This is a genomic window from Streptomyces sp. NBC_00631 (genome assembly GCF_045206895.1).
GTDB lineage: Bacteria > Actinomycetota > Actinomycetes > Streptomycetales > Streptomycetaceae > Streptomyces.
The window spans coordinates 4,011,652-4,035,173 of sequence record NZ_CP107734.1 but is presented as its reverse complement, the minus strand read 5'-3'; the positions used below and the strand labels follow the sequence as shown (position 1 = coordinate 4,035,173).

The 23,522-nt window shown below is 69.0% G+C and carries 22 protein-coding genes, 1 tRNA gene and 1 pseudogene; 17 read left to right on the top strand and 7 right to left on the bottom strand.

The window, feature by feature from the left end; all coding sequences use genetic code 11:
- Positions 1 to 19 precede the first annotated feature (19 nt).
- Positions 20 to 511: an ATP-binding protein gene (locus OHB00_RS18410; protein ID WP_406435979.1), complete on the bottom strand. Its 492-nt coding sequence runs from the start codon at positions 509 to 511 to the stop codon at positions 20 to 22.
- A 275-nt stretch (positions 512 to 786) separates the two neighbouring features.
- Here OHB00_RS18410 and OHB00_RS18405 point away from each other — a divergent pair, with 275 nt between their 5' ends.
- The 3 genes from OHB00_RS18405 to OHB00_RS18395 all read left to right on the top strand — a co-directional run bounded on the left by OHB00_RS18405 (position 787) and on the right by OHB00_RS18395 (position 4,409).
- Positions 787 to 2,172, top strand: a complete 1,386-nt coding sequence (locus tag OHB00_RS18405; protein ID WP_406435978.1) for a Tat pathway signal protein — start codon at positions 787 to 789, stop codon at positions 2,170 to 2,172.
- Positions 2,173 to 2,247: 75 nt separating this feature from the next.
- A complete protein-coding gene (locus OHB00_RS18400) occupies positions 2,248 to 2,733 on the top strand; it encodes a TrmO family methyltransferase (RefSeq protein WP_086755141.1) in 486 nt (161 codons plus the stop codon).
- 434 nt (positions 2,734 to 3,167) lie between these two features.
- Positions 3,168 to 4,409, top strand: a complete 1,242-nt coding sequence (locus tag OHB00_RS18395; RefSeq protein WP_086755125.1) for a helix-turn-helix transcriptional regulator — start codon at positions 3,168 to 3,170, stop codon at positions 4,407 to 4,409.
- A gap of 70 nt (positions 4,410 to 4,479) precedes the next feature.
- Here the strand turns inward: OHB00_RS18395 and cutA are convergent, their stop codons facing one another.
- Positions 4,480 to 4,803 carry a divalent-cation tolerance protein CutA gene (cutA, locus tag OHB00_RS18390; RefSeq protein WP_406435977.1) on the bottom strand — a complete coding sequence of 108 codons (324 nt, stop codon included), beginning with the start codon at positions 4,801 to 4,803 and terminating at the stop codon, positions 4,480 to 4,482.
- A 1,076-nt stretch (positions 4,804 to 5,879) separates the two neighbouring features.
- Between cutA and OHB00_RS18385 the strand changes: the two genes are divergently transcribed.
- Positions 5,880 to 6,077: an AlpA family transcriptional regulator gene (locus OHB00_RS18385; RefSeq protein WP_086755127.1), complete on the top strand. Its 198-nt coding sequence runs from the start codon at positions 5,880 to 5,882 to the stop codon at positions 6,075 to 6,077.
- Positions 6,074 to 7,468 carry a tyrosine-type recombinase/integrase gene (locus OHB00_RS18380; protein ID WP_267299439.1) on the top strand — a complete coding sequence of 465 codons (1,395 nt, stop codon included), beginning with the start codon at positions 6,074 to 6,076 and terminating at the stop codon, positions 7,466 to 7,468. The genes OHB00_RS18385 and OHB00_RS18380 overlap by 4 nt, the downstream gene beginning before the upstream one ends.
- 263 nt (positions 7,469 to 7,731) lie before the next feature.
- On the opposite strand, the gene OHB00_RS18375 is transcribed toward OHB00_RS18380, so the two are convergent.
- A tRNA-Arg gene (locus tag OHB00_RS18375) sits at positions 7,732 to 7,807 on the bottom strand.
- Between the two features lie 321 nt (positions 7,808 to 8,128).
- Between OHB00_RS18375 and OHB00_RS18370 the strand changes: the two genes are divergently transcribed.
- From OHB00_RS18370 to OHB00_RS18340, 7 genes are all read left to right on the top strand, one after another.
- Positions 8,129 to 9,736, top strand: coding sequence for a dynamin family protein (locus OHB00_RS18370; protein ID WP_406435976.1), 1,608 nt, complete (start codon positions 8,129 to 8,131; stop codon positions 9,734 to 9,736).
- Between the two features lie 3 nt (positions 9,737 to 9,739).
- Complete coding sequence (locus OHB00_RS18365) at positions 9,740 to 11,830, top strand: YfjP family GTPase (protein ID WP_406435975.1); 2,091 nt, start codon at positions 9,740 to 9,742, stop codon at positions 11,828 to 11,830.
- Positions 11,831 to 12,261: 431 nt separating this feature from the next.
- Positions 12,262 to 12,747 carry a single-stranded DNA-binding protein gene (locus OHB00_RS18360; RefSeq protein WP_406435974.1) on the top strand — a complete coding sequence of 162 codons (486 nt, stop codon included), beginning with the start codon at positions 12,262 to 12,264 and terminating at the stop codon, positions 12,745 to 12,747.
- 434 nt (positions 12,748 to 13,181) lie between these two features.
- Positions 13,182 to 14,549: a Cys-Gln thioester bond-forming surface protein gene (locus tag OHB00_RS18355; protein ID WP_406445846.1), complete on the top strand. Its 1,368-nt coding sequence runs from the start codon at positions 13,182 to 13,184 to the stop codon at positions 14,547 to 14,549.
- Between the two features lie 24 nt (positions 14,550 to 14,573).
- The gene (locus OHB00_RS18350) at positions 14,574 to 14,942 is read left to right on the top strand and encodes a hypothetical protein (RefSeq protein WP_406435973.1); all 369 of its coding nucleotides are present in this window, start codon (positions 14,574 to 14,576) and stop codon (positions 14,940 to 14,942) included.
- 424 nt (positions 14,943 to 15,366) lie between these two features.
- Positions 15,367 to 15,927: a hypothetical protein gene (locus OHB00_RS18345; protein ID WP_406445844.1), complete on the top strand. Its 561-nt coding sequence runs from the start codon at positions 15,367 to 15,369 to the stop codon at positions 15,925 to 15,927.
- Between the two features lie 264 nt (positions 15,928 to 16,191).
- Positions 16,192 to 16,725: a DinB family protein gene (locus OHB00_RS18340; protein ID WP_406435972.1), complete on the top strand. Its 534-nt coding sequence runs from the start codon at positions 16,192 to 16,194 to the stop codon at positions 16,723 to 16,725.
- Between the two features lie 238 nt (positions 16,726 to 16,963).
- Here OHB00_RS18340 and OHB00_RS18335 read toward each other — a convergent pair.
- Positions 16,964 to 17,170 (bottom strand): annotated as a pseudogene (locus tag OHB00_RS18335) (DUF4265 domain-containing protein); the annotation flags it as partial.
- A gap of 13 nt (positions 17,171 to 17,183) precedes the next feature.
- Between OHB00_RS18335 and OHB00_RS18330 the strand changes: the two are divergent.
- Positions 17,184 to 17,321, top strand: coding sequence for a hypothetical protein (locus OHB00_RS18330; RefSeq protein ID WP_406435971.1), 138 nt, complete (start codon positions 17,184 to 17,186; stop codon positions 17,319 to 17,321).
- 163 nt (positions 17,322 to 17,484) lie between these two features.
- On the opposite strand, the gene OHB00_RS18325 is transcribed toward OHB00_RS18330, so the two are convergent.
- Both OHB00_RS18325 and OHB00_RS18320 read right to left on the bottom strand, forming a co-directional pair.
- The gene (locus tag OHB00_RS18325) at positions 17,485 to 18,243 is read right to left on the bottom strand and encodes a DUF6928 family protein (protein ID WP_406435970.1); all 759 of its coding nucleotides are present in this window, start codon (positions 18,241 to 18,243) and stop codon (positions 17,485 to 17,487) included.
- Positions 18,244 to 18,545: 302 nt separating this feature from the next.
- On the bottom strand, positions 18,546 to 19,046 hold the full coding sequence (locus OHB00_RS18320) for a YfbM family protein (RefSeq protein WP_406435969.1): 501 nt from the start codon (positions 19,044 to 19,046) through the stop codon (positions 18,546 to 18,548).
- Positions 19,047 to 19,411: 365 nt separating this feature from the next.
- On the opposite strand from OHB00_RS18320, the gene OHB00_RS18315 reads away from it, so the two are divergent.
- On the top strand, positions 19,412 to 20,014 hold the full coding sequence (locus OHB00_RS18315; RefSeq protein WP_406445843.1) for a GntR family transcriptional regulator: 603 nt from the start codon (positions 19,412 to 19,414) through the stop codon (positions 20,012 to 20,014).
- Here OHB00_RS18315 and OHB00_RS18310 read toward each other — a convergent pair.
- A complete protein-coding gene (locus OHB00_RS18310) occupies positions 20,004 to 20,528 on the bottom strand; it encodes an HAD domain-containing protein (RefSeq protein ID WP_406435968.1) in 525 nt (174 codons plus the stop codon). The genes OHB00_RS18315 and OHB00_RS18310 overlap by 11 nt on opposite strands.
- Positions 20,529 to 20,767: 239 nt before the next feature.
- Here OHB00_RS18310 and ettA point away from each other — a divergent pair, with 239 nt between their 5' ends.
- Genes ettA through OHB00_RS18295 form a run of 3 tightly spaced genes read left to right on the top strand, consistent with a single transcriptional unit; the run spans position 20,768 to position 23,517 of the window.
- The gene (gene ettA, locus OHB00_RS18305) at positions 20,768 to 22,432 is read left to right on the top strand and encodes an energy-dependent translational throttle protein EttA (protein WP_406435967.1); all 1,665 of its coding nucleotides are present in this window, start codon (positions 20,768 to 20,770) and stop codon (positions 22,430 to 22,432) included.
- A gap of 6 nt (positions 22,433 to 22,438) precedes the next feature.
- Complete coding sequence (locus OHB00_RS18300; RefSeq protein ID WP_406435966.1) at positions 22,439 to 22,852, top strand: acyl-CoA thioesterase; 414 nt, start codon at positions 22,439 to 22,441, stop codon at positions 22,850 to 22,852.
- Positions 22,849 to 23,517 (top strand): hypothetical protein, encoded by a 669-nt coding sequence (locus OHB00_RS18295; RefSeq protein ID WP_406435965.1) that lies wholly within the window; start codon positions 22,849 to 22,851, stop codon positions 23,515 to 23,517. Before OHB00_RS18300 ends, OHB00_RS18295 begins: the two co-directional genes overlap by 4 nt.
- Positions 23,518 to 23,522: the final 5 nt, after the last annotated feature.

Below are 23,522 nucleotides of genomic sequence, written 5' to 3'. Positions count from 1 at the left end.
GACAAGGGGATGACAAGGTTCAGGAAGTGGGGGTCGGATCCGGGCGCTTGATGAAGGCGAGCACCCGCTTGCCGGCTCCGTCCTCGGTGGGGCAACTGGACCAGCTCTCGGCCATCGCCGACACGAGATGCAGGCCGCGTCCGCTGATCGCGTCTTGATCGGGAACCCGCTCAACTGGGGCGTGAGGCGAGTTGTCCTCCACCTCGATCGTCACGACATCGGCTTGGACCACGAGCGTCAGCGTGATCTTTTCGTTGCATACGCCCTGTTCTGTGGACCGATCCCTCTCCACAGCCTCGGAGGAAACTCGGCCATAGCGCTCGGCGTTGGTGGTGAGTTCACTGACGATCAGCACCGCATCGTCCAAGAGGTCGTCCAGCCCCCAGGCACTGAGCGCATCGCGGGTGAAGGACCGAGCCACCCGAGGGGCACTGTCATTTGCCGCCAGCGTCAGACTCTTCTGATGCTCGGGGGCGTCGGCGTAGTCGTCCTGGGCCTGTGGCCGATTCATGCCCGGCTCCTGACGGCTCGTACCTGGGCGGACTGCGGCTCCCAGTCCTCTTCCGCCCCCGCGACAGCGGTAGCGGCAGTTGAGCCGCCGGGAAAGGTCCTGGCGTCGGCACCAGACGAGTGGCTGGTCTTCACCGGATTTCCTCCCAGGCAAAGGCAGATGGTGGTTTCGTTGACCTTGAGCGAACCGTGAATGACGACGGGTTGGTATCCCCGGCCAGTCCGCGAGGCCGTCAAACCCGTCAAAGATCGTTCTCTTGTGAACGGGGACGCGTGATGGCACGCAGGAACGAACAACTTGCCGCTGTGATTGCGGAGACCGGCTGGTCGCAGCCCAAGGTTGCTGCGGCGGTGGTCAGGGTTGCCGCGGAGGTTGGCGCGGACGAGCTGTTCAGCACGAGCCGTTCGCACATCGCGATGTGGATCTCCGGGACACGCCCCGCCGGCAGGGCACCCCGTATCTTGTGCGAGACGCTGTCCCGGCGGCTGCAGCGCCCGGTCACCCTGGCGGAAATCGGGCTCGCGGCATCGACTCTCGAGGCCGCCCCGGCATCCGAATGGCGCGTCGATACGCTGACCGCGCTGGTGGATCTGGGGAGGAGCGACGTGGACTTGGAACGCCGCCAACTGCTGGCTGGTGCCGCCTACTCGGTAGGTGGCCTGGTGCTGCCCGCCCAGCAGTGGTGGGACGACGCCCCAGAGCGAGCCAGGTCCCGTCCAGCAGCAACAAGTCGTCGGATCGGTGCCGGCGAGGTCGCCGCCGTCCGTGAGATGACCGAGTTCTTCTCCAAGCGAGACCAACGGCACGGCGGGATGGACGGCCGCACAGCCCTGCGGCAGTACATCCTCGATGATGTCGCTGGATACGTGGGTGGGGACTTCACAAGCGAGGAGACTCGTCGCGACCTTCTTGCTGCCGCATCCGAAGCTGTGTACGTGGCCGCCTGGATGAGCTTCGACGCCTCTCAACACGAAGCAGCACGCCGCTACTTCACACTGGCCCTGAAGCTCGCAGCCGAAGCCGACGAAGCCCCGCTGGCGGGTCACATTCTGCGCGCCATGGCCCATCAGGCAACCGATTTGGGGCATCCCCGCGCAGGGGTGAGACTTGCGGCAGCGTCCGTGGACCGAAAGCGGTACACCCTGGCAACACCTCGGGAGCGCGCGCTGCTCGGTGTCGTACAGGCGCGCAGCCTCGCGACCGACGGGCAGAAGCGTGAGGCGATTGCAGCCCTTCTCCGGGCCGAGGACGACCTCGCTGCGGCCCGGCCCGGTGACGAAGATCCCCACCGGGTGTGGTTCTTCCAACAAGCCTCGCTGGCTCACGAGACGGCACGCACCCTGTGGACCCTCGGCGACCTTGAAGGGGCGCTTCGCGAGTTCAACAACAGCGTGCTGACACGGAAGGCCGTCACGTTCAGCCGGACCCACGCCGTGACACTGGGCTACATGGGCACGGTGCAGGCCAAACAGGGCAACGTCGAGGCGGCCTGCCACACGTGGGCACAGGCACTTGACGCAATGGAAGGCGTCCAGTCGGGAAGAGCCCGGGAGGCCGTCGTGAACATGCGCAGGGTGTTGTCTCCCTTCCGAAACCGCGGGATCCACGCGGCAGCGGAGATCGACGAGCGAGCCAAGGCCGTACTCGAACGAGTAGCCTGACGGCGCCGTGGTGGCGAGGACGAACACGGTGCAGCCGTGCGTCCCGCCCTGCTCGAATTCGAGAAGGGGAAAATCGTGTCCGCACAGTCCATCGAAGTGCCTGTGATCGCCACTGTTGTGGGAGGCCACACCGGGCGGCTCGACGACTTCAAGGGCGGTGTGGAATCGATCATTCGATTGCGGCCAGACTACCCCGTGGAGACCCTGCAGGGCATCGAGGAGTTCTCGCACCTCCAGGTCACCTGGTTCTTCAACCTCGGGGCGCCTGATGACGTAGCCCTGCATGCCCGCAGCCCACGCGACAATCCGGCGTGGCCGGCGACCGGGACCTTCGTACACCACAACCACCGTCGGCCCGCCCGGCTGGCGACCTCCTTTCCTCGGCTTCTCCGCGTTGACGGGCGCGATCTGCACGTGACCGATCTCGACGCAGATGACGGAACGGAGGTGGTGGATCTGGTGGCCGTGTTCGAGGAGATGCTCCCTCGCGGCCCCATGACTCAGCCCTCTTGGCCGAGCGAGATGCTGATGGACTACTGGCGAGACGCTGCCGAACGCTGAGACGGCGGCATCGCTGAAACCCGAGTTGATCAATCGTATGAGGCAGTGTCCGCTAGGCATACCTCGCGAGCAGGCGTGTACCGAACAGGTCATCACCATGCTCCCTTGGGACGTCTGGAACCGATCGGCGGCTCTCACGCTCGGTAGCGCCAGAGACTCGCTCCCCGACGGTGCGTAAAGAGCCAGCCGCGACCTGACGGCTTGACTGCGTTGCAGGGGAGCCCACTTCTGGGGCCAAGTTCTGCCCGCCAGGTTGATCCCCCTCGCGAGCGGGAGCGGTGCCACCCTGCGGAACATCGTCATGGGCTCATCGCATCGTGTGCCCCGGCCTCGGACCAGGGGAATTGAGAGGGGGAAAAACTTGTCAAGGGGGGAAACGGGAGGGGGGAATTGAGGCCATGATTGGATTCCGCCCACCAACAGAGGTCAGACTCATGCCAGATCCGTTCGCCGACCTGCTCCTCCGGCTGCGGCAGGATGCGGGCAGGACGCAGGAGCAGCAGGCAGAGGCGATCAACGTTGTCTCCGGCCGGGACACCATGACCCGCAGAGAGATCAGCCGCTACGAGAACTTTGAAACCATTCCCACCAGCCACACGATCGGTCACATTGCGGCGGCCTGCGGTGTTCCTTCCGAGGTGTTGCAGCGGGAGGCCAAGGCAGCACGCGCTCGGAAGAGAAGGGGGCATGCCGATGCAGGGGAGGACCAGGACGCCGTGAAGCGCCGCACATTACTGGGTGGCGCTGCGATCGGCGTGAGCACAGCGGCCGAGCCCTGGGGGCGCCTCGCATTCGCCCTCCGCCAAGGGGCCAAGATCGATAGGGTCGCCGCTATCGCGCTCATCGACCGGGCTGCTGATCTGCACGTTCAGGAACTCAGCCTCAGCGCCCGGCGCTTGCAGAGCACTGTCGAGTCGCATCTTGACGCGATCACCGCGGCCTTGCCTCACGCCGGTGAGCACGAACGCGCACTCACCATCGCGGCCGGGGAGACCGCCGCCCTGGCCGGATGGGTGGCCTGGGATCTGGGGGAGCTTGACAAAGCCGACGCCTACTACAAGGTCACGTCGCAGTGTGCGACGACCGCCGGACACCCACCACTCCGAGCTCTGGCTTTGACCTACGCCAGCTACGCCACCTCGACGCCGAGGGCGAAGGTTGAACTCCTCTCTCAAGCGGCCAGGGACGTGCGAGGCCATGGCAACGCAACAGCTGCTGCCTGGGTCCTCGGCAGGCATGCCGAGGAGGCTGCGGCGGCCGGCGATGAGACGGGGGCGCTCCGGGCGTTGGAGCGTGCACGGTTCGTCTACGACTTCGCGGATCACGCCAGCGAGCAGGCATGGGTTCGGTTTGTGACCCCATACCGCATGGACTCGTTGGCCCTTTCCGTGTACGGCCAGCTGGGGCGCCCCGAACTCGCGTCCACAGCTGACACTGCACTCGGCCGCCTTGGAAGGGAGCTTCCGGACGGGGGCGTCGTGGTTCTCGGCGATCTGGCTTCGGCCCTCCTGCGCGGGGGCGACGTTGACCAAGGCGTTTACGTGTCACGTCAATTCGCGGCAGCAGCTCAGGCTAAGCCCAACACAATGGGCAAGGAGCGCGCACAAGCCATCGCTGCGTCCCTTCCAGCCAGCGAGCAAGAACTAGCCCTGCACCTTGCGCAGTTCGCAGCATGAGCACCCTTGTATGGGCGACGCGGGCAAACGCGGGGGCGACGAAGCCGCCGTACGGCTGGCTCAGCGTTTCTCAGCCCGATGCCGTTTCCTCGGCAACCCAGGAGAGGTACGCCTCCGACCCCCCAGTCACGGGCAGTGTGATCCACTGGGGGACGTCGTACGGGTGCTTCTCGTGGAGCCAGGCTTCCAGTGCTGGGAGACGGTCTGATGTTGTCATGTACGAGATCCGCCACTCCTGAGCTGCCTCGACCTTGTCTTCCCACCAGTAGTGGGCGGTGATCGGCCCATCGATGTGAACGCCGGCTGCCAGCTTGCTCTCGACCGCGCCTCGGGCCAGCGCCTTCGCCAGGTCCTCGCTGTCGCTGGTCGTCTGCGCGATCACAATGTCGGTCATGCCACTGCCTCTCAAGCCGGGAGTAACCCGACCCTATCCAGCGGCGCCCCGGGGGCACGCAGGTACCAGGACATGAGACGACCAGAATGGGCGCGGCCCTGATCCAGCCCCTCCTTGGGGAGACGAGGATGAGTCGTGCTGTCTCGACCTCAACGTTGAACGCGCCTTAAGGCAGCATGCCCGCACCAAGGGACCGTGACTATCTACAGCTAGGGATTCGCCCACGGCAGACAAGAAATAGCTCCTAAAGACTGGAAAGGTGCGCCGGGACCATGTCAACGTACAACGTCCCGCAAAACACCAGGTCAGACGGTGCTGCTACTCGGTGCGATCAGGTTCCCGAAACCGCTCGAAATGACGCGCCGCATAAGTTGGCCCGCTGGCGTGGCTCCGACTTGGGAGGCCCGTCTGTCTGAATCCGCTATCCGATCTGCCCGCTTCACTTCACCCGCGCTGACTGTCCTTGGCGGACTGAGGATCTATTGCAACGGGGATACCGCGGTAATCGTGTTGTCCTCGCGTATGTCGCGGGGCATCCCGGTGCCCCAAGTGGCAAGTGGAAGCGGCCTGCTGGATTCCTGAGCGTCGCGCCACGGCGAATCTCGACCGGCTCGTGGGCGACGGCCTGCTGACGGTCGCCTCGGACGGCGCGCCCCGAGCCCTGCGTTCGTATCTAATCCCTTCGCCGACGGCGAGCCCAAGAAGACGCCAGGTATGTGATGCGGCGCGCAACATAGCCGACGATCGCCGGTTAGCCAAACCGGCGATCGTCGCGACTATTGAGGTGTTCGCATTCGGCTGCGCTTGGCGGTGGAGTCGTGGCGATGCAGGCAGCTTCGCGTTGGCAAGAGGAGGCGCGGGGCAACTCTGCTGCGGCGCTCCCCGCCGTAGGCAGCGCGGGTCGCCGGCAGGCGGCCGTCCTTGCGTAGACCGCGCGAGGTGTTGCTGTCGCATCCCCTGTCGCTCCTCGTTCCTCAGCAAGGAAACCCTGCCATGCGCCGATCCGCGATACCCCCTGCCCTTTTCTGCCGTGAGATGACGCCGAGTCCTGTCCTCGACGCCTGCGAGGCGGCGGCGTGGCAGTAGCAGCTCGGCCCGGGGCAAAGCTGACGGTCGATGACGTGTGCGACGAGCTGGGGATTGCTCGATCCACCTTCTACGACTGGCGACAGAAGGGGCGAGGACCACGCTGCATCCGCCTTCCCAACGGAAGCCTCCGGATACGGCGTAGCGATTTCGAAAACTGGCTTAGTGATTGTGAGGACGCATCTTGATCGATGGCACGTTTGACGTACGGATCTACAACATCGAGCGCCGGACCCGAGCGAACGGATACACCTACAAGGTGGTCTGGAAGGTCGGCACCAAGAAGCACAGCAAGACCTACCCGACCAAAGCACTCGCGGATGCCCGACGCTCCGATCTGTTGACCGCAGTCAAGCGTGGCGAGCCCTTCAGCACCGAGACCGGCATGCCGATCTCGTACTCCAGCAAGGCCGCGGACACCAACTGGTACGACTTCGCGGTCGAGTTCGTCGACAAGTCCTGGCCGCACTTCTCCGCCAACCAGCGGAAGAACGTGGCCAAGGCGATGACCCCCGCGACCATCGCCTTGCTCCGGACGCCTCCGAAGCAGTTCGACCCGGTCAAGGTGCGGACCGCGCTGCGCGAGTGGGCCTTCAACTCCAAGCGCCGGACCAACCCCGAAGAGTCGATGCCCGACGAGGTTCGCGTCATCCTCGACTGGGTCCAGCGCAATACGCTCTCGATGGCAGCGTGGGAGCAGTCGGACCGAATCGACACGGTCGTCTCCGCTCTCGGAACGCTGCTGGACGGCACTGCCGCAGCGGCCAGCTCCGTGTCCCGCAACCGGCGGATCATGAACCTGGCGATGGAGTACGCCGTCCGCCACGGCATCCTCCGCCAGAACCCCCTGCCGAAGGGAAAGGGTAGTGGAGGGGGTGCACCCAAGGTCGCTCAGGCCATCGACAAACGCTCTCTGCTGAACCCTGAGCAGGTCACCGCGCTCCTCGATTGGATCGGCAAGCGGCCCCTGCGGCGGGGGCCTCTCTATCGGGCCTTCTTCGCGACCCTCTGCTACGCCGGTCTCCGCCCGGAGGAAGCCGTCGCGCTTCATGTGAGCGACGCCATACTGCCCGAAACGGGCTGGGGCGAATTCATCGTCCACAGCGCCCGGCCGGAGGTCGGCAGCCAATGGACCGACAGCGGAGAGCCTCACGATGACCGTGACCTGAAGGGGCGAGCGGAGGGCGACACCCGCACTGTGCCCATCCACCCCGACCTTGTCGCCTTCCTTCGCGAGGTCATCGTCCAGTACAAGCTCAAGCCGACCGACCTCCTCTTCCCCGGAGAGTTTGGCGGCAGGCTGTCCGGCTCGGTGTTCCGACGGGTCTGGGACAAGGCCCGAGCGGAGGTCCTCCAGCCCCACGAGTACAAGTCGCCGGCGGGTAAGCGCGTGTACGACTGCCGCCACACCTGCCTCACCGCGTGGCTCAATAAGGGCATACCTCCGGCCCAGGTCGCCGAGTGGGCCGGGAACAGCGTGCCCGTGCTCCTGGCCATCTATGCGCGGTGCATCGTCGGTCAGCGGGACAACTACCTGAAGCAGATCTACGACGTCAGGTATGTCGGCAAGGCCGAGTAAGCCCGGATGCGAGAAGGGCGGTGTGGGACCTCCATGGATGGGGTCCCACACCGCCCTTCGGCGTTGCTCGGCAGACGTCCCTTTGGTGTATCTGAGTGGTGGAGGCTGGGGGACGCATGGGGGACAGACACCCGTAGAAACCCAGTTTCAGCCGGTGTCAGCCGGACTCCCACGCCTTTCGGCGAACCGGCGTAGGCTGGAAATGTACGGAGGTCAGACACAGTCTGACCAGGCAAAATGCGGTCCGCCTGACGCGAGGTCAGTGGCGCCCCCGGCAGGACTCGAACCTGCGGCCAAGCGCTTAGAAGGCGCCTGCTCTATCCACTGAGCTACGGGGGCCGGCTGTGCTGGCCTCGTACGTACTGCCCTGGTGGGGGCGGGTCCGTGACGTTGCCGGGGACAAGGATAGAACTCCCCGATCCGTGTCCCTGTTGCTTCGCCTCCGTGGCTCAATGTGGAGGTTCAGTGAAGCGGTCCTGATAATCGCAGGCAGGTACGAATCGTGCATCGCTTTTGCCGCCTGACGCACCGGGTGTTGTGCACTCGTTATGCCTGGACTGTGCCTCCGTCCCAGTCGCCCCTTCCGTCCGATGTGTCCTGTCGGCACGCAGACATGTCTATATGCTTCAGAATTCCCCTAAAATTGGGCATTCTTCGCATGTGGTGACCTTGGACGTACGGCCTCAGCTGCTCGACACACTCTCCGCCCTGCGCGACCGTGTCGCTGCCGCACGCTTCCCGCTGCCCCTGGCGGGGGCCCCACGCGCGCGTGCCAACCGCGACGAACTCCTCGCACAGCTCGACGACTATCTGGTGCCCCGCCTCAGAGAGCCCGAAGCGCCCCTTCTGGCCGTCGTGGGCGGCTCGACGGGCGCCGGCAAGTCGACCCTCGTCAACTCACTCGTGGGCCGCCGGATCAGCGAGGCCGGCGTGCTGCGACCGACCACCCGCACCCCGGTCCTGGTCTGTCATCCGGAGGACCATCACTGGTTCAGCGGCATGCGCGTGCTGCCCGACCTCACCCGCGAGTGGGTACCGCACCAGGAGCCCTGCGACGACCCCTTCCTCCCCGGCGAGAACCCCGCGCGCGTGCTGCGCGTCGAGACCGCGGACAGCATCCCGCGCGGCCTCGCCCTGCTCGACGCCCCCGACATCGACTCCCTGGTCGTCGACAACCGTGTCCTCGCCGCAGAACTCATCTGCGCCGCCGACATCTGGGTGATGGTGACCACGGCCGCCCGCTACGCCGACGCCGTCCCCTGGCACCTGCTGCGTACCGCCAAGGAGTACGACGCGACCCTGGTGACCGTCCTCGACCGGGTCCCGCACACGGTCGTCTCCGAGGTCTCCCGGCAGTACGGCGCCCTCCTCACCAAGGCCGGACTCGGCGACGTCCCCCGGTTCACGGTGCCCGAGCTGCCCGAGTCGGCCTGGGGCGGCGGGCTGCTCCCGGCCACCGCGGTCGCCCCGCTGCGCGCCTGGCTCCTCCACCAGGCCCAGGACCCCGGCGCCCGCGGCCACACCCTGGCCCGCACCGCGCACGGCCTGCTCGACTCCCTCAAGGCCCGCATGCCCGAGCTGGCCGGCGCCGCCGCCGCCCAGTACGCCGCCGCGCTGCGCCTGACCTCCGCCGTCGACACGGCGTACGACAGCGAGCACGCGCGCGTGCGCGGACGCCTCCAGAGCGGAGCCGTCCTCGCCGGCGACGCCCTCAAGCGCTGGCGCGCCTACCCCCTGGACTGCTCCGCCGGTGAACTCCTGGACGCCCTGGTGGAGAGCCTCGCCGCCCTGCTGCTGTGCGCCGTCACCGCCGCCGACGAACGCGTCGACGACGCCTGGCGCCGGGAGCCGGCCTCCGCCGCCCCCGGACTCACCGACCGCGACCCCTCCCTGGAGAGCGCCGAGCACCGCATCGGCATCGCCGTCCGGCGCTGGCGGCGCGAGCTGGAGGAGTACGCCGAGGACGAGGTGCGCGAACTCGACCGCAGCGTCGCCCCGGACCCCGAGATCGTCGCCGCCCTGGTGGCCACCGCGCTGCTCGGCGGACGGCGCACCAAGGTGGCGGGGGAGCGGCTCGCCGAGCGCATCGGCGCCCACGGCGCGCTGCGGCTGCGCGACCGGGCGGGACGGCTGCTCACCGAGCACGTGGACCGTGTCCTGTATGCCGAACGCGAGCGCCGCATCGCCCCGCTGGACGCCCTCGACGTGCACCCCGAACCCCAGGCCGAACTCATCGCCGCCCTGTCCGTCCTGCAGAAGGAGAGGTGACCGGTGACCGCCGTCACTGACCACGACCACACGGATCACATGGAACGCATGGATCACACCAGTGACTACACCGGTGACTCCGCCAGCGCCGTCGAGACCGGCCCGACCGCGTCGGACTCCGTACCGGACGCCGGACGGGGGTCCGCGAGGGACCGGGTCCCGGACGGCGCCCGGCACCGGGACGGGACCGGGAAGGAGCCCAAGGAGTCTGCGGATACCGGCAAAGCCGCCGACGCCCCCGAAGCCGCCGGATCCCCGCAGGCCGCCGAGGCTCCCGAGGCGGCGGAAGCCGCCGAGCCCGCCGCCGGAACCGAGAACGTCCCGCACGCGCGCGTGCGGGAGCAACGGGAACCGGCCGACGACGCCCCGCCCGCCGCCGACGATCCGGCCGCCGGCGACGGCGTCTGGGACGACGGCCTCATCGCCCGCCGCGTCACCGAGACCGCCAAAGCCGCCGTCCCCGTCCTGGAGACCCGCGGTCCCGGCGCCCCGCCCCCCGCCCCGCTCGCGTACGACGGCCCGCTGCGCTCCCGCCTCGACGCCCTGCGCGAACTGGTCGGCCTCTCCCGCACCCGCCTCGACAGCAACACCCTCGCCGAGGCCGGCCGGGTCCTGGACGAGGCGGCCAACCGGCGCCGGCTCTCCGGCCAGCACACCGTCGTCGCCCTCGCCGGGGCCACCGGCAGCGGCAAGTCCCAGCTGTTCAACGCGCTCGCCGGAGTCGCCATCTCGGAGACCGGGGTACGACGGCCCACCACCGCCGCCCCCATCGCGTGCAGCTGGAGCGACGGCAGCGCGGCCCTCATCGACCGGCTGGGCATCCCGGGCCGGCTGCGCCGCCGCCCCGTGCACAACCCGGAGGCGGACGCGCAACTGCGCGGCCTGGTCCTGATCGACCTGCCCGACCACGACTCGGCCGCCGTCCAGCACCGCGAACAGGTCGACCGGATCCTGAAACTGGTCGACGCGGTGATCTGGGTCGTCGACCCGGAGAAGTACGCCGACGCGGTCCTTCACGAGCGCTATCTGCGCCCCATGGCCGGCCATGCCGAGGTCATGTTCATCGTCCTCAACCAGACCGACCGGCTGCCCGGCGAGGCCACCGACCAGGTCCTGGACGATCTGCGCCGGCTGCTCGACGACGACGGCATCGCGCTCGGCGAGTACGGCGACCCGGGCGCGACCGTGCTCGCACTGTCCGCGCTCACCGGCGACGGCGTCGGCGAACTGCGCGAGGTGCTCGGCCAGTTCGTGTCCGAGCGGGGCGCGGCGGCGCGCCGGGTCGCCGCCGACGTGGACGCCGCCGCGGCCCGGCTGCGGCCCGTCTACGCCACCGGGCGGCGCGCCGGTCTCAGCGAGGAGGCGCGCGACGAGTTCGCGGCGCGGCTCGCGGACGCGGTCGGCGCCACCGCCGCCGGCGAGGCCGCCGAACGGGCCTGGCGGCGCAACGCCAACCGGGCCTGCGGCACGCCCTGGCTGCGGCTGTGGCGCTGGTACCACAAGCGTGGCGAGCCGCCCACCGGACGCCTGCCGAAGGCCCAGCCGGAGGAGGAGGCCACGGCGCGGCAGCGCGTCGAGCAGGCGGTGCGCACGGTCTCCGAGCGGGCCTCGGCCGGGCTGCCCGCGCCCTGGGCGCAGGCGGTGCGCGAGGCGGCCGTACGCGGCTCGCAGGGCCTTTCCGAGGCGCTCGACGAGCTGGCCGCACGGGCCGGGCTGCCGCCGGGGCGGCCACCGCGGCCCGGCTGGTGGCCGGTGGCGGTGCTCGCCCAGGCCGCGATGACGCTTCTCCAGGTGCTCGGCGGGCTGTGGCTGGTCGGGCAGATCGCCGGGGTGATGGCGCCCAACCTGGGCGTTCCGGTGCTGCTGATGGTCGCCGGGATCGTCGGCGGACCGCTGGTCGAGTGGGGCTGCCGGATCGCCGCCCGCGCACCGGCCCGCCGGTACGGCCTGGAGGCGGAGCGCCGGCTGCGGGAGGCGGCGGCCGGCTGCGGCCGGGCCCGGGTGCTGGACCCGGTGGCGGCGGAGCTGCTGCGGTACCAGGAGGTGCGGGAGCAGTACGGGAGGGTGACGCGGGCGGGTGCCGGGGTGCGGTGACGCGGGCGGGCCGGGGTGGGGTGACCCGGGCGGCCAGGGTGCGGTGACGCGGGCGGGCCGGGGTGGGGTGACCCGGGCGGCCAGGGTGCGGTGACCCGGGCGACCAGGATGCGGTGACCCGGGCGGCCAGGGGTGGGGTGAGGCTCCGTCCGGGGGAGGCGGGTCACTCGTCCGGGTGGTGGGGTTGTCCACAGGCCGGCGGTGGTCCACAGCGCCCGGCGGGCCCCGGCCGGCGGCGGCAGTCTGGTCCCGCGGCGATCACGACGCACACGGATGCACCCGGACCCCGTACGGGCACACACGGACGCGCTCGGCGAACACGAGCGCGAACGCATCCCTGCACGCGGTCGCCGCGGTGGACACAGCCGTACGGGACGGACCCGTACGCGGATCCGCCCGGCCACGGCGGCCGGGCGAGGGAGGGGTTCGTGATGAACGAGACGATGGTCTGCGCGGTGGGCAACGTGGCGACGCAGCCGGTGTTCCGCGAGCTGGCGGCGGGACCGTCGGCGCGGTTCCGGCTGGCGGTGACCTCGCGCTACTGGGACCGCGAGAAGAACGCCTGGACGGACGGCCACACCAACTTCTTCACGGTGTGGGCCAACCGGCAGCTCGCCACCAACACGGCGACCTCGCTGGCCGTCGGCGACCCGGTCGTCGTACAGGGACGGCTGAAGGTGCGCACCGAGACCCGGGAGAGCCAGCAGTGGACCTCCGCCGACATCGACGCGGTGGCGATCGGCCATGACCTCGCCCGCGGTACGACAGCCTTCCGGCGCACCGGCAGGCCGGACGCGACGACACCGGCTCCGCCGCGCCCGGAACCGAACTGGGAGACACCGGCGGAGCCCCCCGGCACATCCGCACAGGCACAACCGGAACCGGAACCGGTGACGGCGGCGGTAGCGGTGGCATGACGGGGCGGAGAGGGCGGGGCGGCACGTGAAGTCGACGCCCGGCACGGCTCGTTCGCCGCCGGCACCCGCACGGCGGCCGACTGGCCCCGGGCTGACGGCTTTTGACGGCTTATCGGCGCGTGTGCTCCGAGACGCCCCCACCACGACCGGGGTGACCGGGCGGATTTGTCGACAGGCCCTTCTCGCCGGCGCCCCGGCGATAACGATTACGGATCGGATCGCTCATCGGACCATCTCATCGGGAAAGGCCGGTCCGGCTGATCCATAGGATGCCGGGCGTGGCCCCTGGGGCCGCTGATTCTGCTGGTGGGACCGTCCCCCCCTCGTCCAACGGGTCCTGCTCGAAGGGGAATTCTGTGCTCGCTGCGTTCTCTGGCTCCTCGGCGCCCCGCGCGTCCACCAGGCACTACGGCACCGCCGTGGCCGCGAGAGGCATGGCCCGCCTCGCCGCCGCGACCCTGGTGTCCGGGCTGGTGGCCGCCGCCGCGCTGACCGGTGCCGGCCGGGCCGCGGCCGACGACGGGACCGCCGCGAGCCAGAGCGGGGCGACGGCGACCATGAGCGGGCTGAAGACCTACGGCGAGGCCGTGGTCCACAGCGACGGCGGTGACGAGCAGGTGGCCGCGGGCCTGTTCGAGATGTCCGTGGACGGCGGCGGCACGCTCCAGACGTACTGCGTCGACCTCCACAACCCCGCCCAGCGGGACGCCAAGTACCACGAGACGGCGTGGAGCGGCACCTCGCTCGGCGCCGACAGGAACGCCGGCGACATCCGCTGGATCCTGCAGAACTCCTACCCGCAGGTCAACGATCTCGCCGCACTGGCCCGCAAGGCCGGCGTCGGCAGCCTCACCGAGCAGGACGCGGCGGCCGGCACCCAGGTGGCGATCTGGCGCTACTCGGACGGCGCGGACGTCGACGCCGTCGACCCGCAGGCCGAGAAGCTGGCCGACTACCTGGAGAAGAACGCCCGCGGCCAGAACGAGCCGCAGGCCTCGCTGACCCTCTCCCCGGCGGCCGTCTCCGGCCGGCCGGGCGGCCTGCTCGGCCCGGTGACGGTCCACACCAACGCGCGCACCGTCGCCGTGATCCCGCCGTCCGACGCGGCCCTGAGCGGCGTACGGATCACCGACAGGACCGGCAAGCCGGTCACCACCGCCCAGGAGGGCAGCAAGCTCTACTTCAAGGTCCCCGACGACGCCGCGGACGGCTCGGCCGAACTGACCGTCCAGGCGTCGACGACCGTCCCCGTCGGCCGCGCCTTCACCTCCGACAGCCGCAGCCAGACGCAGATCCTGGCCGGCTCCAGCGAGTCGACGGTCGCCGCGACCGCGAACGCGACCTGGGCGGCCGAGGGCGCGATACCGGCACTGTCGGCCGAGAAGGACTGCGCCCGGAGCGGCGTGGACATCGCCGCCGCCAACACCGGGGACAAGCCGTTCACCTTCGAGCTGGTGAGCACCGAGTACACCATCCCGGCCAACACCTCGCGGACGGTCACCATCCCGCTCCAGGAGGACCAGGCCTACGACTTCACGATCACCGGCGCGAACGGCCTCGAACGCCGCTTCACCGGTGTCCTCGACTGCAAGACCCAGGGCACCGACGCCGGCCTCACCACCCAGACCCTCAGTGAGCCCAGCCCGGCCTCGGTCGGCGGCACCGGGGCCGACGTCAACCTGGCCGCGACCGGCGGCGACTCCGCGACCGGCGTGATCACGGGCGTGGCCATCGGCCTGGTGGTGATCGGCGGCGCGGTCCTGGTGATCCTGCGCCGGCGCGAGAACGAGCAGACGGACTGACCTCCGTACGGGCACTATGACGCCATGGCCAACTCACCCGCACCCGACGTGTCGTCGTCCTCGGACTCCATCCTGTCCCTGTGGTCGCACGACTCGATGCTGTCGATCGGCTCGGTGGGCTCCGTGCTCTCCATCGGCTCGGTGGGCTCGGTCCTCTCCGTCGGCTCGATCGGCAGCGCCCTCTCGGCAGGCTCGATCGGCTCGGCCCTGTCCCTCGTCTCGGCCGGCTCCTGGCTGAGCACGGGCTCGGTCCTCTCGGCCAACTCCCGCTGGTCCACCCTGTCCTGGCGCTCCACCCGCGCCTTCCGCTCAGCCGGAGCGGTGGGAGTCGTGGGCGCGGTGGCGGCGACCGCCCTTCTCCTGCACAAGGCCCTCCACAAGCCCACCGCCTAGCAGTTCTTCCTAGGATTTCTTCCTAGGAGTTCTTCGCCGCCCTGGCCCGATGAGCCGCCACCGTCGTCCGGCTCGCGCACGCGTTGGAGCAGAACCGGCACTGGAGCCGCTCAGACCGTCGGGGACCGGCAGCACCCTGTGGGAACCGGCTACGAGGTGTTCCTGCCAGGTGCCGGCCACCGCGGCCCGGGTACGGCCGGAACAGCGACGGCCACCACACGCTCGCCACCTCCAACCCCTAGACCTCTCGTCTCTCAGTACCCGTGCGCTCCCCCCAGCCTGCCTCCTCCGCGAGCACCGGCATGTCGCGAGCGGCGGTGCCCCCACCCGCTCACGGGCCGCGGTCGGTTCACGCCGATCGGATCAGCTGATAAACGCTCGCTCGCGCCCCGTCCCGTGCCTCAGGATTCTGGGCGTGGCAGACATGGGTTCCACCGAAGAAGAGAGACCGGAGGGGCTGCTGGGCTGGTGCCTGGTGGCCAACGTGGCGCGAGAGACCCTGCACGGCGACAGCGGCCTCGACCTCCAGCACGGCACGAAGCACTTCTCCGCGGACGCCCTGCTGTGGATCCCGCCCATCCCCTGGGACCCCGGCCACTGGCGCTGGCCTGCCGTGGGCCGGCACCGAGGCAACAGCCGCCGGTACATCAACATGGTCGTACGCGCGGAGGACCTGGAGAACTTCCGCGTCAAGGGCGTCTACAGCGAAGCGCTCGTCCGCAGCCTCAACGGCCACCGGCACGACCCGGCCGCCCCGCGCACACTGCAGAACCCGTGGTCCCGCGAACAGGCCCAGAGCTGGGCGGACAGATGGAACCAGCCCCGGGAACCCGTCCGCATCGACGGCCGCTCCCACCCGCTGCTCTCCGTCCCCAACCCTCCACCGGCAGAGCTCCGCGTCAACGGCGAAACCCTGCACCTCGCCCACTACGGCACCAGGGGAGCCCACTACAGCCGCAATCCCCCTCCCACAGAACAGCCGTGACCGCCCCGGAACCGCGACGGACGAGCCCCCCTCACCACCGGCGAACCCCAGGTCACAGCGGGGGCGATCAGTGCCGCGCGCGGGGGTGCTCCCATCCCGTCCGCCTTCGCCCAGGCAGAGCCGAGCAGACGCGACTCATGGCGTCCTGGGGGGGCGGGGGTGAGTGGCGGGTCGGGACCCCGTTGGTGCCAGCGGCCAGACAGGACCCCGGTCGTGATGGAAGCGGCAGCCAACGCGGCACACGTCGCCTGCGACAATGCACCCATGAATGACGCCTCTGGGCCGCAGACCTTCGCTTCGCCGCTCAAGCCCGTCGACCTGCGTACCATCGCGCCTGAACGTGAGGCCTTGGCCGGGTGGCTCGACTACCATCGCGCCGAGTTGCTGAGGAAGCTCGACGGGTTGACCGAGGAACAGGCTGCCCGGCGTGTCGTTCCGTCCCTCACCACCCTGCACGGATTGGTGCGACACCTCACCAAGGTCGAGTTCGTCTGGTTTGTTAACGTCATCGAGCAGAGCGAGGAACCCGCGCCCTTCGGTTGGCCGAAGCGCAGGGACGGTGACTTCCTGTTGGACGACGGCGCGACACTGTCTGAGGACGTCGCGCGCTACCTGGCCGCCTGCGAGCGCAGCCGCCAGATCTTCGCCGGGGTTTCACTGGATGCTGTTTGCACGCACCACCGATTCGGGGATCTGGACGTGCGTTGCATCATGATGCACATGATCAGGGAGTACGCCCAGCACAACGGCCACGCGGACGTCATCCGCGAGCTCATCGACGGCAGTACGCCGAGCTGAGTTCCCTCACGCCTCGGGGCGCGGCCTGTAGCGCCGTCCGGACCGCTCTTCGCTGATCCGTCCCGAGCACGGCCCCGCGGTCGGGGGAGTCTCCATGGGCGTTGTCGGGGATCTTCGTGAGCTGGGTTTGTGCTGGTCAGTGGCGCTGGGTTTGTGCGCCCTGTGGTGGTCGTTGGTCGTCATTGGCCACAGTGGGCGGGAGGTCCAGGGCGACCATGCGGAATCTCTCGATGCCCTAGCCGTCGACGCCGAGTTCGTGGAACGCGTTGATCACGCTCCGCCGTGCCGCGCCCGAACCGCCGTCACGGAGGACGATGAGGCGGATGGTGCAGCTCTCCAAGCGCCGTACCACGTCGTCGGCCCACCGCACACCTTCCTCATCGGGCTCAGTGGCCAAGACGTCCCCGCAGGCGACGCCGCGAACGAACCAGGGGATGTTGTCGAGGCCACGGTTCAGCATGGTCGCTCTGGACGTCCCGCCCACCGCCGATCTCGCCAAGGTGCAAAGGCTGCTCAAACACGGCGTGGCCAAGGAGTGGTGGGACATGGAAGAGGGGTGCATCACCGCACAGTGGCGGGCTGCCCCCGTCGGCTGACGCCGTTCCTGGCTCAGTTGTGCTGAGTGTCTAACTGCGTGACAACCCTGACGAACAGCGGCGGACGAGCGCGAACGCCTACGGACCATCAGCACAGTTGACGCGCACTCCAGCCCAAGGCCCCGCCCCCACCCAAGTTGCTTCGGGACGAAAGGGTCGTGAGCTAAAGGCCGTCGCGCTTGATCAGCGAACCATCAGGGCCAAGTGCGTAGACGCGCGGCGGGGCCACGGCTTCCACGGCTCTACGCAACTCCGCTTCCCGCTCTGCGGGATCGGGCCCGTGGGGGTCCCGCGTATGGAATCCGTGCAGCTCGATGGCGTCTGCGTCGACGTCATCTGGCTCGGGGCGCCCCTCCTGGATGAAGCCGCAGAGCGCCCGCAACGCGTCCTCGCCCAGCTCCAAGGGGTGAAAAGGAAGGGGGTACGGCTCTTCCTCCACGTCAGGCCAGGGCACGATGTCAGCCGGACGGTTTCCGGTCCAGTAGGGCAGTTCGAAGGGGAGCGGTTCGCCGATGTTCTCGATGATGCCGCTGTCCGGGGACAGGCTCAGCGAGCGGACCAGGCGCCCGTCCTCCCACACAGCGAACGCAAGCCAGTCGACGACGCTGTGCATGGCGTGCAGGACGAGCCGTCGGCCGGCGCTTGCCGCCACCAGGTGGTCCGGCAGCTGGGAGGGAAGTTCGATCATCACCCTCTGATCACCGATGACTTCCACGCCAGGCCAGCCGGCCGCGTACGCCCTTCCCTTCGGGGGGTAAACGCCGTCCCCGAGAGTCGAGCCTTCGCACTCCTCGATCTCCCAGCCCGGATACAGCCGCCGCATCATGGCGGCCGTACGGTCACGGTCCGCCGCCCCCACTCGTCGCAGCAGCCCCGGTATGTCGCCGTCGGCGTACACCAGCAGTCCCGTCTTGGCTCCCAAAGCCCCTCCCAGAGCGATGCCTATCCTGGCTGACGCAACATAGCCGCACGCACTGACAACAGGGCTGCCACAGCCCCGTGCCCGGCGGGCCGTCCCCGGGCCCTCCCACGCTTCCCAACGACGGCCAGACGCCCAGCCGGCACCCGTGACCGCACCAGATCGAGCGGGGAACAGCGGGGAATCACGGGGAGTGCCGCCGAGGCCGACTGGGTTCCATCCGATCCGTTCGTGCAGGTCAGCGCCCGTACCCGCCCCAAATGCCCGCAGCTTCCAAGCTGAGGTCACATCGCTGTCTTGGCCCTTCAGTCCAGCCAGACGAGCACCGCGTCGTCCATCCCGGCAGCAGCCTCGAAGAACTGGGTGAGCCCGTCGTACCAGTGACGCCCCCACTCCAGTGCGCCGGGCTCGCTCCATCCAAGGGGGTACACCTCGGCGCTGGTCAGTTCAGCGGGATCCACACCGTTGATGAGCTGCGTGTAGGTAGTGGCCCGCAGGGCCTCTGCCGCGAGCCGGACCCGCTCAGGCCGCAGGTACCTCGGAGGCCCGTACCCCCAGTCCTCGTCCTCGGCGAACGGCTCCTCACCGTGGATCACGTTCACGGGGAACTCGGCGCGAGCCAGCAGGAAACGGAGCATGTCCCAAGTCTTGTATGTGCTGAAGTGACGCGCCTCGGCCGGCGCAGTCTCAGACTCCTCCTCGGCGTTCTGGACCTCCTCAACGAAGACCAACGCCCAGTCGGGATCTTGGATCGCCCGGTCAAGCTCAGCGGCCGCGACACGCAGGTACTCACCGATCATGCTCATGGCCGGAGACTAGGCGAGACGACTGACAACGTCCCCGGCGCCCGTCTCACTTTCCGTCTCATTCAGCACCGTTCACCGACGTTCAACCGGGACCCGAAGCCGCGCCCGAACCAGCACTCAGCCGCCCATGAACCCAGGTGAACGGCCCCGAACGACGCCCAAGATCCCACCACCACAGTTGGAAAGCGTGTTGGCGGTGCACGGGTTCAGCAGGTGTCTGGTCGTGCCCAGGCTGGTTGGGATTGGCGAACGCCAGTGCACGCCACCAGCGTGCTGCCGTCCGCGTCGAGAAACAGCATGGAGATCCACGCCCCGTCGGCAGTCCGGATCTGCCCCAGGCGAACCGGTCGGCCGTATAGCAGGAACTGCTGATCTCGCAAGGTGTGCTGGAAGGGCGAGCCGGATCGGGGACTTACGTTGCCGAGCCCCGGCAACGCGTGCGGGTCGTCCGGTCCTCGGCGCGTGAGCAGCCTCAAGGGTCACCGTTCCGCGCGGACATGAAGGCCCTCGGCAAGCAGGGCGACTGGGAGAGCCGGACCGACGCCAAGGTCCCCGCCCCCGTCGACATCGCCGCACGGCTGGGCATCGCCGAAGGCGACCTGTGCGTGCGGACCTCGTACGAGTTCCTGGCCGACGGCAGGCCCGTGCGGCTGTCCACGAGCTGGGAGCCGTACGACCTCACCGCCGGCACCCTCGTCGTCCTCCCCGAGGGAGGCCCGGACGCCCGGACCGGCGTCGTGAACCGCGTGGCCGCCATCGGGATCACCGTCAGCCGCGCCGTGGAACAGCCGGAGCCCAGGCAGGCGACCGCCGAGGAAGCCTCACTCCTCGGCATCCAGAAGGCCGCTCTGGTCACGCACATCCGGCGGACGTACTACAGCGACCAGGGGCGGCCTGTGGAGACGGCGGACATCATCGTGCCCTCGGCTCACTGCGAGATCGTGTACGAGATCCCGATCAACCGCTAGTCGGCGCCTCAGTACTGAGCCAAGCGGCGAGCGCGGAGAAGTCGGCGTCCATGAGTCCTTTGGTCGGGTCGACGCGATGAAGCAGCGACGCCCCGGGGTGTTGCGCAGAGACCCAGACGCGGTCCATGGCGCTGATTTCGTCGTCGACCCAGATGAACGGCCGACCGTCGGCCCACTCGACCAAAGGACGGGTCTTCCAGTGCAGGCCACGGGGCCCGTCGTCGGCGCCGGAGTCCGGCCACTCCATCACGCGGAGCTTCGGCAGTCCGAGGCGCGGCGCGACCGCCTCGTTCGCATCCTCCATCCATGTAGTCGCCCACACGAGATGGCAGCTCAGAGCCAGGAGACGCGCTCCGATTTCGGGATCAAGCCGATCGAGCAGCGGGTTCCCCTGGTCGAGAGACGCCGAGGAGTCGGAAACGGCGGCTCGCAGCGGACCACCCGGCGAAACGAACGGGATCAGCGGACCGTCGACGTCGAGGAAGAGGATGGGGCGGTCCGCTGCGCTTGTCACAGCGGCACGATAGCCCCGGAGCAGTGGGAGGACTCTGCTTCCCGGGCCGTCCCTGGGCCGTGCGAGGGTGCCCGAGGCCACTCATCGGCGACCGACAGTGACAGACGAGCTACAGCCGCACTCACTGAAACCCCAGGTCACAGCCCCCGAACCAAACGGGTTAACACCCGAGGCTGGACGTCAGGCAAGATGGGGTGTATCTGCCCACTGCCAGATTTCAAGCTGCCGGACGGTTTCTCTTGGCTGAGTACATCTACACCATGCGCAAGACGCGCAAGGCAATCGGCGACAAGGTGATCCTTGACGACGTCTCGCTGAACTTCCTGCCCGGCGCGAAGATCGGTGTGGTCGGCCCGAACGGCGCTGGTAAGTCGACCATTCTGAAGATCATGGCGGGGCTGGACCAGCCGTCCAACGGCGACGCGTTCCTCTCCCCGGGGTACACCGTCGGCATCCTGCTCCAGGAGCCGCCCCTCAACGAGGACAAGACCGTCCTGGAGAACGTCCAGGAGGGCGTCGCCGAGGTCAAGGGCAAGCTCGACCGGTTCAACGAGATCGCCGAGCTGATGGCCACCGACTACAGCGACGCGCTGCTCGACGAGATGGGCAAGCTCCAGGAGGAGCTGGACCACGCCAACGCCTGGGACCTCGACGCCCAGCTGGAGCAGGCCATGGACGCCCTCGGCTGCCCGCCCGGCGACTGGCAGGTCACCAACCTCTCCGGTGGTGAGCGGCGGCGTGTGGCGCTGTGCAAGCTGCTGCTGGAAGCCCCCGACCTGCTGCTCCTCGACGAGCCCACCAACCACCTCGACGCCGAGTCGGTGAACTGGCTCGAGCAGCACCTCGCCAAGTACGAGGGCACCATCGTGGCCGTCACCCACGACCGGTACTTCCTGGACAACGTCGCCGGCTGGATCTGCGAGGTCGACCGCGGCCGGCTGCACGGCTACGAGGGCAACTACTCCAAGTACCTGGAGACCAAGGCCACCCGCCTCAAGGTGGAGGGCCAGAAGGACGCCAAGCGGCAGAAGCGGCTCAAGGAAGAGCTGGAGTGGGTGCGGTCGAACGCCAAGGGGCGCCAGGCCAAGTCCAAGGCCCGCCTCGCGCGGTACGAGGAGATGGCCGCCGAGGCGGACAAGATGCGCAAGCTGGACTTCGAGGAGATCCAGATCCCGCCGGGGCCGCGGCTCGGCAGCATCGTCGTCGAGGTCACCAACCTCAGCAAGGGCTTCGGCGACAAGGTCCTGATCGACGATCTGAGCTTCACGCTGCCCCGTAACGGCATCGTCGGCGTCATCGGCCCCAACGGCGCGGGCAAGACCACCCTCTTCAAGATGATCCAGGGTCTGGAGACTCCGGACTCCGGCGACATCAAGGTCGGCGAGACCGTCAAGATCTCGTACGTCGACCAGAGCCGCGCCAACATCGACCCGAAGAAGACCCTGTGGGCCGTGGTGAGCGACGAGCTCGACTACATCAACGTCGGGCAGGTCGAGATGCCGTCCCGCGCCTACGTCTCCGCCTTCGGCTTCAAGGGCCCGGACCAGCAGAAGCCGGCCGGCGTGCTCTCCGGCGGTGAGCGCAACCGGCTGAACCTGGCCCTCACCCTCAAGCAGGGCGGCAACCTGCTGCTCCTCGACGAGCCGACGAACGACCTCGACGTCGAGACCCTCGGCAGCCTGGAGAACGCGCTGCTGGAGTTCCCGGGCGCGGCCGTGGTCGTCTCCCACGACCGGTGGTTCCTCGACCGGGTCGCGACCCACATCCTCGCCTACGAGGGCGACTCGAAGTGGTTCTGGTTCGAGGGCAACTTCGAGTCGTACGAGAAGAACAAGATCGAGCGGCTGGGACCGGACGCCGCGCGTCCGCACCGTGCCACCTACAAGAAGCTGACCCGGGGCTGATCGATCTTGCGCCATCTCTACCGCTGCCCCCTGCGCTGGTCCGACATGGACGCGTACGGTCATGTCAACAACGCCGTCTTCATCCGCTACCTGGAGGAAGCCCGGATCGACTTCCTGTTCCGCCCGGACAAGGAGTTCAAGCAGGGGTCCGTGGTGGCGCGCCACGAGATCGACTACAAGCGGCAGCTCGTCCACCGGCACCACCCGGTCGACATCGAGCTGTGGATCACCGAGATCAGGGCCGCGTCCTTCACCATCACCTACGAGGTGAAGGACGACGACCTGGTCTACGTACGGGCCTCGACGGTGGTCGTGCCGTTCGACTTCGAGGCCGGCCGGCCGCGCCGGATCACCGCCGAGGAGCGGGACTTCCTGGAGGAGTACCGCGACGACGCCAAGGAGGAGGCCGTCGCCGCATGACGGTGCTCCACCTCGCTGACGACGGGGAGGCGGCGGATCTCGCGGCCTTCCTCTCCCGGCTGCTCCACTACGACCGCTCGGCCGCCGTGCGGCTCCAGGCGGCCGGTACCGCGCTCGCCGTCTTCGGGCGGCCGCCGTCCTTCGAGGTGCTGGCGATCCGCGCGGTGCGGCTCGCCAAGCCCTACGAGGACGGTTTGGACGCCACCCTCGACGTGACCGTGTCGGCGGGGGAACTGCTGGAGTCGGTGGACGAGCGGGCCGCCACGGCCGCCGTACCGAAAGCGGTGACCGGGCCGCCGTGGGCCGGGGTGCTCCCGCCGCGGGGCGGCTGGCAGGCCGAGCCGGGGCTGCCCGCGCCGCAGGCGCTGCGGTCCACGGTCGCCGCCGCGGTCGGTGAGTTCCGGTCCCGTACCGAGGAGTTGGCCCCGGACGGCCGTACCCGGGCCGAACTCGACCGGATCGGGCGGGACATCTGGTCCCGGACGGTCGGCGGCACCCGGCTGCCGGTCCGGGCCGTCCACGCGGCACAGTCACTGGGCTTCCTGCGCCCGGACGACGAGGCCGTGCTGCTCTCGGCGGGCGCGTGGCTGCGACTGCGGACCCCGTTCGGGTCGATCGCCGTACGGCGGGCGGGACTCGGGGCACTGGACGTCAGCGTCCGCTGAGCCCC

Bases quoted from the DNA above. Each gene is read 5' to 3' on its own strand.
- cutA (WP_406435977.1), bottom strand. From the start codon at position 4,803: ATGACCGACATTGTGATCGCGCAGACGACCAGCGACAGCGAGGACCTG.
- OHB00_RS18405 (WP_406435978.1), top strand. From the start codon at position 787: ATGGCACGCAGGAACGAACAACTTGCCGCTGTGATTGCGGAGACCGGC.
- OHB00_RS18395 (WP_086755125.1), top strand. From the start codon at position 3,168: ATGCCAGATCCGTTCGCCGACCTGCTCCTCCGGCTGCGGCAGGATGCG.
- OHB00_RS18320 (WP_406435969.1), bottom strand. From the start codon at position 19,046: ATGAGCATGATCGGTGAGTACCTGCGTGTCGCGGCCGCTGAGCTTGAC.
- OHB00_RS18410 (WP_406435979.1), bottom strand. From the start codon at position 511: ATGAATCGGCCACAGGCCCAGGACGACTACGCCGACGCCCCCGAGCAT.
- OHB00_RS18350 (WP_406435973.1), top strand. From the start codon at position 14,574: ATGGCCAACTCACCCGCACCCGACGTGTCGTCGTCCTCGGACTCCATC.
- OHB00_RS18330 (WP_406435971.1), top strand. From the start codon at position 17,184: ATGGTCGCTCTGGACGTCCCGCCCACCGCCGATCTCGCCAAGGTGCAA.
- OHB00_RS18360 (WP_406435974.1), top strand. From the start codon at position 12,262: ATGAACGAGACGATGGTCTGCGCGGTGGGCAACGTGGCGACGCAGCCG.
- OHB00_RS18340 (WP_406435972.1), top strand. From the start codon at position 16,192: ATGAATGACGCCTCTGGGCCGCAGACCTTCGCTTCGCCGCTCAAGCCC.
- OHB00_RS18295 (WP_406435965.1), top strand. From the start codon at position 22,849: ATGACGGTGCTCCACCTCGCTGACGACGGGGAGGCGGCGGATCTCGCG.
- OHB00_RS18355 (WP_406445846.1), top strand. From the start codon at position 13,182: ATGGCCCGCCTCGCCGCCGCGACCCTGGTGTCCGGGCTGGTGGCCGCC.
- OHB00_RS18345 (WP_406445844.1), top strand. From the start codon at position 15,367: ATGGGTTCCACCGAAGAAGAGAGACCGGAGGGGCTGCTGGGCTGGTGC.